10 protein-coding genes are annotated in these 12,064 nt (G+C 60.5%); 7 read left to right on the top strand and 3 right to left on the bottom strand.

Annotation, left to right across the window (positions count from 1 at the left end; translation table 11 throughout):
* Positions 1-104: 104 nt before the first annotated feature.
* Positions 105-482 (bottom strand): response regulator, encoded by a 378-nt coding sequence (locus AC1DV9_RS27670; protein WP_477950984.1) that lies wholly within the window; start codon positions 480-482, stop codon positions 105-107.
* Between the two features lie 188 nt (positions 483-670).
* Here AC1DV9_RS27670 and AC1DV9_RS27665 point away from each other — a divergent pair, with 188 nt between their 5' ends.
* The 7 genes from AC1DV9_RS27665 to AC1DV9_RS27635 all read left to right on the top strand — a co-directional run bounded on the left by AC1DV9_RS27665 (position 671) and on the right by AC1DV9_RS27635 (position 10,532).
* On the top strand, positions 671-2,812 hold the full coding sequence (locus AC1DV9_RS27665; protein ID WP_477950983.1) for a sensor histidine kinase: 2,142 nt from the start codon (positions 671-673) through the stop codon (positions 2,810-2,812).
* A complete protein-coding gene (locus AC1DV9_RS27660; RefSeq protein WP_112387563.1) occupies positions 2,799-3,224 on the top strand; it encodes a response regulator in 426 nt (141 codons plus the stop codon). The genes AC1DV9_RS27665 and AC1DV9_RS27660 overlap by 14 nt, the downstream gene beginning before the upstream one ends.
* 4 nt (positions 3,225-3,228) lie before the next feature.
* A complete protein-coding gene (locus AC1DV9_RS27655) occupies positions 3,229-4,851 on the top strand; it encodes a response regulator (protein ID WP_477950982.1) in 1,623 nt (540 codons plus the stop codon).
* A 62-nt stretch (positions 4,852-4,913) separates the two neighbouring features.
* Positions 4,914-6,473, top strand: a complete 1,560-nt coding sequence (locus AC1DV9_RS27650; RefSeq protein WP_477950980.1) for a VOC family protein — start codon at positions 4,914-4,916, stop codon at positions 6,471-6,473.
* Between the two features lie 514 nt (positions 6,474-6,987).
* A complete protein-coding gene (locus AC1DV9_RS27645) occupies positions 6,988-7,917 on the top strand; it encodes a glycosyltransferase family 2 protein (protein ID WP_477950978.1) in 930 nt (309 codons plus the stop codon).
* Positions 7,918-7,976: 59 nt separating this feature from the next.
* Positions 7,977-9,467 (top strand): lipopolysaccharide biosynthesis protein, encoded by a 1,491-nt coding sequence (locus AC1DV9_RS27640; RefSeq protein WP_477950977.1) that lies wholly within the window; start codon positions 7,977-7,979, stop codon positions 9,465-9,467.
* Between the two features lie 39 nt (positions 9,468-9,506).
* Positions 9,507-10,532, top strand: coding sequence for a polysaccharide pyruvyl transferase family protein (locus AC1DV9_RS27635; RefSeq protein WP_477950975.1), 1,026 nt, complete (start codon positions 9,507-9,509; stop codon positions 10,530-10,532).
* Positions 10,533-10,535: 3 nt separating this feature from the next.
* Here the strand turns inward: AC1DV9_RS27635 and AC1DV9_RS27630 are convergent, their stop codons facing one another.
* Together AC1DV9_RS27630 and AC1DV9_RS27625 are read right to left on the bottom strand one after the other, a co-directional pair.
* On the bottom strand, positions 10,536-11,429 hold the full coding sequence (locus AC1DV9_RS27630) for a DMT family transporter (protein WP_112514335.1): 894 nt from the start codon (positions 11,427-11,429) through the stop codon (positions 10,536-10,538).
* Between the two features lie 109 nt (positions 11,430-11,538).
* On the bottom strand, positions 11,539-11,967 hold the full coding sequence (locus AC1DV9_RS27625; protein ID WP_477950973.1) for an OsmC family protein: 429 nt from the start codon (positions 11,965-11,967) through the stop codon (positions 11,539-11,541).
* Between the last annotated feature and the right edge of the window lie 97 nt (positions 11,968-12,064).

Raw genomic sequence — 12,064 nt, 5'->3', positions numbered from 1 at the left:
AGCGCTCAAATCACTCCTCTTCCTCTTGGTTGTATCTTGGGACGCTGAACAAGCCTTGTCAATTGGCGTTTCAGCGCGCTGTCGCGTGTTCGGGCACCTCGCGCCTACACCAGTTGATTGAGAAGACTATCGTTCAAATTCAAAGGCTTCTGCAGGTAGATATGGGCGCCGGCTTCCAGCGAGCGCTCCCGGTCCTCATCGGCATCCGAACCGCTGCATATGCCAAGCTTCACCGATGCGAAGCGGGGATCGAGGCTGACCCTGCGTACCAAAGCAAGACCGTCGTCGAGAGGCATGTAGAGATCGGCGATCAGCAGATCGGGAAGCGGCTCGCCCACGGCATGACGCGCCTCCAGCATCTCCCAGACCGGCTGCGCCTGGGAAAACGACACAAGCTCGGCGGTGAAGGCGCCCTTCCGGTGCATGTAATCGAGATAGAAGAGATCATCCTTGCTATCATCGATGTAGAATATCAAGGGCATAGCCGCTTCACCCAGTCGCCACCGGCGATGTCCCGCCTGTTTCGCGATGCGACAATAAAGATACTTCGCTAAGAATCGTTATCAACCTCCCCTGAATCGGCAGAGGAAAGACGTACACAACCTTACGTTTCCTATTGTGTATTCGGTCATTTCGGAAAAGATGACCCGAATTCAGGAGGATCGACCGCGTGTGGAATGCCGCCAGCTTGAGGGACGAAGCGCAGAAGAAGGGCCACTACCGCGTGGCCGCGATTGCCATCGGAACGCTCATCACGCTTCTCGGCATCTGCGCGATCACCGGCTGGCTGCTTGAAGTCGAGGTCATCGTCTCCGTCGTGCCGGAATTTCCGGCGATGGCGTTCAATACGGCGCTCTGCTTCGTGCTCTCCGGTCTGGCATTGGCGGGATCGGTATCGAAGCTGCAGCGTCTGAACATGGCGGCGTCCCTGATCTCGCTGTGTGTGGCGGCAATCACCGTGACGCGGTTTGCTGAGATCATCTCGCTCGGTCGCACCTCGCATATGGTCGATCGCGTGCTGACCAACCTCCTCGTCTCACGGGAATTTTCCGACCTGATCGGCGGCGGCATGGGACCGAACACGACGCTCTGCTTCCTGATCGGCAATCTTGCGCTGCTTGCCGGCCGGAACTGGAAGGATGACAGGGCTCCCCTCCTCCAGGAATTGACGGGCTATGTGATCATTACGCTCGGCATGGTCGCCTTCGCTGCTTACGTCACCAGCGCCGAGGAGGGTTATCGCTGGGGTCCCTATGCGGCGATGGCGCTGCATACGTCGATCGGCGTGACGTTCTTCGGCGGCGGATTGTTGGCCGCCGCCTGGTGGCGCCAGCCGCAGGGCAGCGCCAGTGTGCCGCTGTGGATCCCGGGCGTCGTCTGTTTCACCGGACTGCTCGCCGACCTCTATACGCCGCTCGGGGTGGCGAACGGCATTCTTTATGTGCCGCTGATTTTGACCGCCCTCTGGTTCGGCAATCGCAACGCGCCGCTCTACCTGGCGTTCGTCTGCACTGTCCTCATCCTTCTCGGCTTTTTCGCCGTCAACCATAGCGACACGGTCGTCTGGCCCGAGGCTGCCAACCGCGCGATCACTATCGGCCTGCTGTGGCTGATCGGCTATCTCGTTCACAATTACATGCGCAATAGCGCCAGCCTGGAGACCGAGCGCATCCGCTTCAGCTCACTGGTGCGCAACACGCCGGATGCCGTGATCACCATGGACCAGCGCGGCGTTATCTCCAGCTTCAATCCGGCGGCCGAGCAGATGTTCGGCTATCTGCCATCCGAAACGCTCGGCAAGAACATCAACATGCTGATGCCGGAGCCCTATCACTCCGAGCATGACCATTACCTGCAGCACTACCATGAGACCGGCGAGGAACGGATCATCGGAACGACGCGTATGGTGTCCGGCCGCCGCAAGAATGGCGTGGTGTTTCCGCTCGATCTGTCCGTCAGCGTGGTGCCGACAAGCGGCGCGCGGACATTCGTCGGCATCGTGCGCGACATCAGCGACAGGGTGCAGCAACAGGAACGGCTGAAGACGACGCTGGCGCAGCTGGAGGCCTATACGGCCGATCTGGAACGCAGCAACCAGGACCTCGACGAATTCGCCTATATCGCCTCGCACGATCTGAAGGAGCCGTTGCGCGGGCTTCATAATCACTCACGCTTCCTGCTCGAGGACTACGAGAACCAGCTCGACGAGGACGGCGTTCGCCGTCTCAACCGGCTGGTGCGGCTCAGTCAGCGGATGGAGAAGCTCGTCAACGATCTTCTCTATTTCTCCCGCATCGGACGCCAGCAGCTGGCCGTCAAGCGCACCGACATCAATCTCGTCATCAAGGACGTGGTGGCGACGCTGGAAGTGTTTCTGGAAGAGCGGCACGCGCGGGTCGTGGTGGACGGTGAGCTTCCCGAGGTTGTATGCGACGCGACGCGGCTGACCGAGGTGTTCCGGAACCTGGTGACCAACGCCGTCAAATATAACGACAAGCCGGAGCCGCTGGTCACCATCGGCTATCTGGAGCAATACACTGGCAAAGATGGTGCAACGGCGCGCGGCGTGTTTTTCGTCAAGGACAATGGCAAGGGCATCGCGACGGAATTCTACGAGGACATTTTCCGGATTTTCAAACGGCTTGAAAAATCGCAGGATTCGGATGATGGAACCGGAGCCGGACTGACCTTCGTGCGAAAGATCATTGGCCGCCACAATGGCGAGATATGGCTGGAGTCCGAGATGGGTGCAGGTACCACATTCTACTTTACGCTGGGAAGCAACAGAGAGGGCCACAATGCAGCCGCGTGATATGCAGCCGATCCTGATTGTCGAAGACAGCGAGGACGACTTCGAGGCGACGATGCGTGCCTTCAAGCGTACAAACCTGCGCAACCCGATCCGCTGGGCCGCTTCTGGCCAGGAAGCGCTCGATGAGCTTGCCGGCATGAACCCGCGCCCCGGCCTGATCCTGCTCGACCTCAACATGCCGGGCCTCGATGGCCGCAAGACCCTTGAGGCCATCAAGTCCAACCCGCAGTGGCGCAAGATCCCGGTGGTCATTCTGACGACATCGGACGACGAGCGCGACATCGAAGGCTGCTATGCACTCGGCGCCAATACTTATGTGCAGAAACCTGTCGATCTCGACGGACTGTTCTCCGCGATTCAGCGGCTGAAGGAATACTGGTTCGAGATTGCCATCCTGCCGCACGAGGATTGAACGATTGGCGGAAGACTGCCTGGTACTGATCATCGACGACAATATCGACGACCGCGAAGTCTACCGTCGAATGCTGTCGCGCGTCGCCGGAACGAACTACGTGGTAGCCGAGGCCGAGACCGGCGACCAAGGATTGGAGCTTGCCGCCAGCAAGCGGCCAAACTGCATCCTGCTCGACTATTCGCTGCCCGGCCGCGACGGACTTGGGGTGCTTGCCGAAATCCTGAAGCTCGATCCGGCCGCCAATGTGATCATGCTGACGGGACAGGGCAACGAGACTGTCGCCGTCGAGGTGATGAAGAACGGGGCACGCGACTACCTGACCAAGGATGCGCTGTCGCCCGAGACGCTGCACCGCTGCGTCCAGAATGCCGTTATGCATGGCGCGCTGGAGAAGAAGCTGGAGCAGAAGCGGCAATCGCTCGAGATCTTCACCCGAGCGATGGCGCACGACCTCAAGGAGCCGCTACGCACCATCAAGTCCTTCAGCAAGATCCTGCACGGCTCGGCTTCGCTGCCGGCCGAGGACCGCGAGCTTCTCGATTATATCCTGAGTGCCGCCGACCATATGGAAGACCTGATCGTCAAGGTCTCGGGCTTCACCAAGCTTGATGTCTCCGGGGAACTGGAACTGAAACCCATCTCGCTCGCCGCCGTTTTGGGGCAGGTCGAGGATAATCTGCACCAGCAGATGGAGAGCAGGCAGGCAACCATCGTCAGCGGCGATCTGCCGGAGGTTATGGGCGACGGGACGCTGCTGATCCAGCTGATGCAAAACCTGATCTCCAATGCGATCCGATATTGCGAAGACCAGCGCCCTCAGGTGCATGTCAGCGCCGAGGCCGCCGGTAGCGGGCTCTGCCGCCTGCTGGTCAGCGATAATGGACCGGGCATCGATCCTGATCATCGCGAACTGATTTTCCAGCCCTTCAAACGGCTGGTCGGACGCGGGATCGAGGGAACGGGGCTTGGGCTGGCGATCTGCCGCCGCATTGCGCAGTTGCATGGCGGCGCGATCTGGTGCGAGGCGAAGACCGGACGCGGCGCGACCTTTGTGCTCGAATTGCCGCTCGCAAACAGCATGTCCGCCGAGGCTGCAGCGCAGACGGGGCCGCAGGCGGTCCGGGCAATCGAACAGCCTCAGGAAGCCAAGGGCCGTCTTGCCGAAGTGCTTCTCGTCGAAGACAGCCCCGCCGACATCCAGCTTCTGAAGCTCAAGCTGATGCGGCGGGAGAAAGTGAGCTTCAACCTGCATGTGGCGACCAACGGGCGTGAGGCCATGCGGCTTTTGGAGGAGCGGGCGATCGATCTCAGCCAGCCGCCGATGGACCTGATGCTGCTCGATATCAACATGCCGATCATGGACGGCTTTGAGGTGCTGAACGCGCTTTCGGCCGATATCCGGCTGAAGCAGATACCGGTCTGCATCCTCAGCACATCCAGCGACGAGAGCGACATGCAGAGGGCCAAGGAACTCGGCGCTCTTGCCTACATGATCAAGCCGCCGACGCTGCAGCAGCTGGAACAGGCCCTGGCAGATGTCTATAGTTTGGAATTGCAGCCGCGCGGCGATGCCCTAGTTCTTTGTGTAGAACAATCGAGGCAATCTCCAACGGCACTGGTATGACTTTAGTATCCGCATTAGTTCTGGCGCTTCTCGCCACTCCCATGCAATTCGGACCGCTTTCGATGATTTCTGGCATACATCACATCACCGCCATCACCCGCAAAGTGCAGGCGAATGTGGATTTCTATGCCGGTTTTCTCGGCATGCGGCTCGTCAAGCAGACCGCCGGTTTCGAGGACGAAACCCAGCTGCATCTCTTCTATGGCGATGGCGAGGGTACACCCGGCTCACTGCTGACATTCCTCGCGTGGGAAGACGGCTCGCAGGGGCGCGCCGGTTTCGGCCAGATCAGCGAGATCGCGCTGGCGATCGACCCGACAAGCATCGGCTACTGGCTGACGCGGGCTATGAGCTTCGGGATCCGCATGGAAGGCCCGGCCGATGAATTCGGGGAGCCGGTGCTGCGCTTCAAGGATCCCGACAACATCATCCTGAAGCTTGCCGGAAACAAGGAACTCAAAAGCGCTGCGGCCTGGGCGGACGGACCGGTTCCGATCGAACATGCGGTACAGCGGATCCGCGGCGCGACGATGCTGACCGAAACGCCCGATGCCAGCCGCGCCTTCATCGAGAGCCACTTCGGCTATCGTTTCCAGGCAAACAAGGGCGCCATCGACAGGCTGGTCTCGGATTCCGGCGATGTCGTGGATGTGCGCAACACAAAAGGCTTCTGGTCCGGTGCGCCGGGCACGGGGACGATCGATCACGTTGCTTTCCGCGCTGCTGATGAGGCCGAGCTGACATCGGTTCATGACACACTTGCCAAGTCGACGGACTCGGCAACCAACATGCATGACCGGAAATATTTCAAATCGCTCTATGTCCGCGAGCCGGGCGGCACGCTGATCGAACTTGCGACCGACAAGCCGGGGATGCTGGTAGATGAGCCGGCGCCGACGCTCGGCACCAAGCTGTTCCTGCCGCCGAAGGATTCGATCAAGGATCTGAAGGATCTCAAGGTCGTGCTGCCGCAGTTCTCGATGCCCGGCGAACCACGCGTCAATTATCGCGAACTGCCCTTCGTACACCGCTTCTACACGCCGCCGGATCCGGATGGCAGCGTGTTCGTGCTGTTGCACGGCTCCGGTGGCAACGAGACGACGCTGATGCCGCTGCTGCACAAGGTGGCGCCGCGGGCAACGCTGCTTGGCGTGCGCGGCCGGGCGACAGAAGAAGGCTTTCCGCGCTGGTACAAGCGGATCACGCCCTTCTCCTTCGACCAGGACGACATCAAGAGCGAAGCGGAAGCCTTTGCCGCCTTCATCGACGGCGCGGTCAAATCCTATGGGCTGGATCCGAAGAAGATCGTCTTCGTTGGCTATTCCAACGGCGCGAATCTCTTGAACTCGCTGATCTACCTGCACCCGTCGCTGATCCATAAGGCGGTTCTGCTGCGCTCCATGCCGGTTCTAACGAATTATCCGCATGCCGATCTCAAGGGCACAGACCTGCTGGTCATCAGCGGCAAGACCGACGCCTATGGAAAATATGCCAACGATCTTGAGGGACGGTTGAAAACCTCGGGCGCGACCGTCGATTCGGACGTCATCCCCGGCGGTCACGATCTCGGCGATGCCGACGTGCCGATCATTCAGCAGTGGCTGTTGAAGGAAAGCCAGTAGCAAGCCGCGGCGCGAAAGACTTGCGATGACGGAATTTGTTCTTTCATCCCTACTCTTGCGGAAGCTTTTCCGGTGCGATCACCGCCGGAAAGCTTGGCTTACACTGCGCGCCATGCGCTAAATCTTCGGCCTTCACCGGCTGCAACTCTCTATTGTGCAGCGCAAAGCGGCATCGAAGAAAGGGGGATATTTTACGGCATTCTCTTCATGTAAAATTCTCATATTTCTATTTATATTACAGCAGAATTCCTGCGAACTTACACGATAATTTCAATGGCTAACGATAGCGAAAATATCAAATCAGCAATTGTAACCATAGTTATCACGATTTATTACAATAGCTCGACAATACATTCGTGAATTTAATTACCTAAAATTCACTCGCCTATAAATTACCTCATTCTTTCTGTTTCTTCTGCGCCTGTTCTATTTTGCTGCATTGCAAAAAGTCCTTGCCGAGTTCTGATATCAGACCTATCTTGGCCCGGACATCGATCGCAGAAGGGGAAATTGCATGCCTCCTCGGCCCGTTGATATCAGCCTGATTATCTCATCGAGAAATCGGGCTGGCGGCCTGTTGAACTGCCTGGATGCCATTGCGAATGCCGCCCGGCAGGCGGGCGATTTGCAATTGGAGTTCGTGTTTGTCGACAATGGCTCGACGGACGATACGTCCGAGGTCTTTCGCCGTTGGGCGGCTGTCGCGCCTCTTCACACCAATCTTGTCCACGAAACGCTGCCGGGGCTGGCCAATGCCCGCAATTCCGGCATCGCGGCGGCGACCGGCCGTCTGCTGGCCTTCACGGATGACGACTGCGAGGTGTTTGCGGACTACTTCACCACCATTGCGGCTCTGTTTGCCGCCGACGATGCGATCGTCATGCGCGGCGGCAGGGTAGAGCTTGGCGATGCCCGCGACCTTCCTGTCACCATCAAGACGGAGCTGGAACCGGCCGTGTTGAACAACGAGCTGCATGCGGGCGGCTTCATACATGGCTGCAACATGGTTTTCCCGCGCGCGCTGGTCGATCGCGTCGGCGATTTCGATCCGCGCTTCGGCGCCGGTGCCACGTTCCGCTCCGGCGAGGATACTGACTACATTCACCGCGCCTTCAATGCCGGTATCCGGGTAGAGTATGTGCCCGAGCTGGTGGTCAAGCATTTCCACGGCCGCCGCAAGATCGAGGATATCCACCGCCTGCATGCCGGTTACGCCTTCGGCAACGGTGCGCTCTATGCGAAATACCTGTTCGACAAGCGCTCGAACATGCGCGGCATGCTGCGCTGGGATATCCGCCAGGCTATCCGCGAAACGATCGGCGGCCAGCCGATGAGCAAGGAGATGGGGCTGACCTATCGCCGACAGCTCCGGGACAATCTGACGGGAATGATCGCCTACTGGCAGAGCACCCGCCGTAAGTCGCCCACCGCAGTCCGCACCTGACACCCGCACACTCTTTGCGCCGACGACACAAGCTTCGGCTGCAATCGATAGGATGATGAATGGCAGAACATGCAGTTGCGCATGCCGATCTGAAGAAGAAGACGGCACTATCCGTCCTCTGGTCGGTCGTCCGTGTGGCCTGGAGCACGATTGCGACCTTCATCATCTTCGTCATTCTGGCGCGCATTCTCGGACCCGGCGACTTTGGCACTTTCGCGCTCGCCAGCCTGTTCGTCGAAATCGGCCGCGTGCTAGCCTATGCCGGGCTTGGCGATGCCATCACCCGGCAGCTGGATCTCGATGAGGAGCTTGCCGATACCTGCTTCTGGGCAACGGTTGCGTTCAGCGCCATCATTGCCGCCGTGGTCTTCGTGTTCGCGCCCTATTACGGCGAACTGGTGCGCGACGAATCCGTTGCCGGAATTCTTCGCTGGCTGGCGCCGCTGTTGCCGATCTCATCGCTGGCTGTCATCCACAATGCGCGTCTCGCCCGCGAATTCGGCCACAAGAACCTTGCAGCGCAGAGCATCGCGGCGAGCCTTTTGTCCGGCATCACCGCCGTTGTCTGTGCCTATCTCGGATGGGGCATCTGGGCACTGGTCGCGCAGACCGCCGTCAACGCTGCGGTCACCGTTGTTCTCGGCTGGGTCGCCTATCCCTGGATGCCGCGCCTGCGGTTCAATGTTGCGAAATTCCGCTCGGTCTTCCTGTTCAGCGTCAGCCTCGTCGTCACCCAGTTGATGTGGATGCTGCTGGCCCGCGTCCAGGACATTTTCATCTCGCGCTGGTACGGCGCCGTCGAAGTCGGCCGTTACCGCATCGCCTGGCGGCTGATCGAGCTGATCGGGCAGGCCGTTCTGGCGCCGATCGGCAGCGTCTCGCTTGTCACGCTGTCACGGCTGCAAAACGATCGCGTCGCTTTCCGTAACGCCTATAACAAGATCGTCGGCGCCGCCGCACTCGGCACCATCCCACTGCTCTTCGGCTTCGGCGCGCTGTCCAACGACATGATCGCCCTGCTCTTCGGCGACAAGTGGGGCAATGCCGGCGATATCGCCACCGTGCTGGTCCTGATGTCTGTGCCGTTCGTGACGAACTTCTTCGCCTCGTCGGCGCTCTCGGCGGTCAATCGCGCAGAATCGATCCTCTCGGTCGCAGCACTGCAGTTTGCCGCGACCCTGCTGCTGACCTGGCTGCTGGTGCCCTACGGCATCCTGGCCGTTGCTGCCGGCTATGTGCTGCGCGCCTGGCTGACCATGCCCTATCAGCAATATGTGCTGCATCGCTATGCCGGCATCGACTCGCTCGGCACCTTCAAGTCGGTCGCCCTGCCCTTCTGCGGCAGCGCCGTCATGGCGGTCTGCGTCTGGTTTGCACATCCCGTCATCGCCGAACACCTGCAGAGCCGCTGGCTGTCGCTTGGTCTCAGCATCGGTCTCGGCGCCGTCATCTATCTCGCCTTTCTGCCGGTCTTCGGCAGATCCGCCATCCGCCCTTACATCGCGCTCGGCAAGTCTTTGCTGCCGTTCGGAAAGCGGGCCGAGGCCTAGCCGCCGGGGCTGGGCCAGACTCTTCAACAGGAGCCTTATATGCAGGAAACCAACATTACGATCATCAACCGCCTTCAGGGGCTGATCGCAAATTGCCTTTCCGACCTCGTCGATCCGGCCGAGCGCTTTGCGCTGCTCGATTTCCCGAACCACTACAATATCGGTGACAGCGCCATCTGGCTCGGGGAGCTTGCCTATTTCGACCGCCGCAAGACGCGGCCAGCCTATGTGACCGAAATCCCCACCTATGACGACGAGCGCATGCTGGCAGCGATCGGCGACGGCCGGATCTTCCTGCATGGCGGCGGTAATTTCGGGGATATATGGGCGGGCTACCGTCAGTTCCGCGAGGACATGCTGACGAAGTACAAGGGCCGGCCAATCGTTCAGATGCCGCAGACCATCCATTTCAAGGAACAGGCCGGTATCGACAGCACCGCACGCGCGATCGAGAAGCACGGCAATTTCACGCTGCTGGTGCGCGACCATAAAAGCTTCGAATTCGCCAAGCGCTGGTTCCAGTGCGATGTCAGGCTTTGCCCCGACATGGCCTTCTGCATCGGCCCGGTCACCCGCCCGGCGCCGCAGCACGAGCTTCTGCTCAATCTGCGCGAGGACCAGGAAGTGGGTGCGCCGCAAGACCTGACGGCGGCGACCAGCCGCCCGGGTACGGTGAAATCAGACTGGCCGGATGAGCCTGCCGATTTCCAGAAGCAGACGAAGCGTGCCGCGATCCTGAAGGGGCTGCTCTCCGGCCGCATCGGCGGACGTGCCCGGATGACCGAGCTTGCCTATCGCGAGCGGGCTCAACAGCGCTTCGACCGCGGCGTGGCGCTGCTGGGCTCTGCCCGCCAGGTGATCACCGACCGCATGCACGGCCACATCATGTGCGTGCTGATCGGCGCCGATCACTGCGTGCTCGACAACAGCTACGGCAAGACCAGCAGCTTCATCGAGGCGTGGGGCACCTGCAACAATGCGGAAAAGGCGGCGATCGCGGCAACCGTCGACGAAGCGCTCGGTATTCTCGATGCGCGGCGCATGCAGCCGGCGGCCGTCGCCTGAGGCTCAGCCTCGCCGGGCGATCATGATCCCGGCGAGCACCACCAGGCCGCCGATGGCCTGCATCGGGCCGATCCCCTCATTTAGCAGCACCCAAGCAAGGATGGCCGCAACGACGGGCTGCAGGAGCAGTGTCAGCGACGAGAAGGCGGCCGGCAGATAGGCAAGCGCAAAGGCGATCGCCACCTGGCCGCTGGCATGGCTGATGAAGGCAAGGCCGAAGACGATCGCCCAGCCATAGGCCGTCGGAGGCAGCATATGCGCCTCGAAGAAGAAGCCCAGCGGGAAGACGCAAATGGCGGCCGATGCCGTGCTCCACAGCATGATGCGGATCGTATCGAAACGGCTGCGCAGCTGGCCGATTGCCAGGATGTAGCCTGCATAGAAGATCGCCGCGACGATCGCCACGCCATCGCCGCGCAGATCGCCGTTGCCGAGCGCCGCCGGTCCGCCCTTGAGGATCACCACGCCCGCCAGCGCCAATGCCAGTCCCAGCACGAAAATGCGGGAGACGGGCGCGCGGAAGGCGACGAAGCCGATGACGGTGACGAAGACGGGCGCGAGGTTGGCGAGCAGCGTCGCATTGGCAACCGAGGTCATGGTGATCGACAGGTGCCAGGCCGCGAGATCGGCTGCGAGGATGACGCCCGGCAGGATCAGCATGGCATAATCGGAGAGTTTTTCAGGCTTCGGGCCCGAATCCTTCTTGATCAGCGAGAAGATGAAGATCGGGATCAGCGCCAGCGCGACGCGCCAGAAGGCCGTTGCCATCGGCCCCACTTCGGAGAGCCGCACGAAGATCGGCGAACCACCGATGGCGGCGCCGCCAAGGATGAGCGCCGTCAGCGCGAAACGTTGTGAAGGAGCAGCTTCTGTGGAGGGGGCGGCGGCCTGCGACATGATCTCTATGCTTTCCCGGCCAGCCATGATTGAGACGCCAGCCGGGATGCGAGTTATCAGATCGAACCGAAAGAGGATAGCGCGGGAACGACACCCGCGACACAAAAGCTCAACCGGAAATAACCGTCGAGAATTCCGGGTTGCCGCGGATCGTGTTGCTGACCGTGCAGATCTCGTCTTCGGCCAGATGCGCGATCCTCTGCCGCGTTTCGTCGTCGATATCCCCCTTTATCGAAAAGGCGATGTTGAACTTCTGGACCCGCGACAGGCCTTCGGCAGCCTTCTCGCCGGTCACGTCAGCGGTGATCTCGGTGATCCTGTCGAGGACGCCGAGATTGCTGGCGGCGATGCGGGCGCTCAGCACGAGGCAGGCCGAGAGCGACGAATAGAGAAGATCGAGCGGATTGAAGCCGGGCTGAGACGGGCTGGTGACAATATCGATCTCGCCCTTCGTCGCCGAGGTGACATGCGGAAATCCGGTCCGGCCGAGGACAGCCTTGGCGCCTGTGGGTCTGGGTCTTGCTTTGAGATCGGCCATGCCGCGACACTCCATTTGAGATGGGATTGAGATAGTGAGTTTGGCCGCAACACGCAACGAAACGGCTTCTCTCAAATCCGGAGACGGACGCATTTGA

The organism is Rhizobium sp. 01L410 (assembly GCF_056400165.1).
The sequence above is the reverse complement of the archived record's forward strand: the minus strand, read 5'-3'. Positions and strand labels throughout refer to the sequence as shown.

Excerpts from the sequence above, each read along its gene's own strand:
- AC1DV9_RS27625 (WP_477950973.1), bottom strand. The coding sequence starts at position 11,967 with ATGGCCGATCTCAAAGCAAGACCCAGACCCACAGGCGCCAAGGCTGTC.
- AC1DV9_RS27630 (WP_112514335.1), bottom strand. The coding sequence starts at position 11,429 with ATGTCGCAGGCCGCCGCCCCCTCCACAGAAGCTGCTCCTTCACAACGT.
- AC1DV9_RS27640 (WP_477950977.1), top strand. The coding sequence starts at position 7,977 with ATGGCAGAACATGCAGTTGCGCATGCCGATCTGAAGAAGAAGACGGCA.
- AC1DV9_RS27660 (WP_112387563.1), top strand. The coding sequence starts at position 2,799 with ATGCAGCCGCGTGATATGCAGCCGATCCTGATTGTCGAAGACAGCGAG.
- AC1DV9_RS27635 (WP_477950975.1), top strand. The coding sequence starts at position 9,507 with ATGCAGGAAACCAACATTACGATCATCAACCGCCTTCAGGGGCTGATC.
- AC1DV9_RS27650 (WP_477950980.1), top strand. The coding sequence starts at position 4,914 with ATGATTTCTGGCATACATCACATCACCGCCATCACCCGCAAAGTGCAG.
- AC1DV9_RS27645 (WP_477950978.1), top strand. The coding sequence starts at position 6,988 with ATGCCTCCTCGGCCCGTTGATATCAGCCTGATTATCTCATCGAGAAAT.
- AC1DV9_RS27670 (WP_477950984.1), bottom strand. The coding sequence starts at position 482 with ATGCCCTTGATATTCTACATCGATGATAGCAAGGATGATCTCTTCTAT.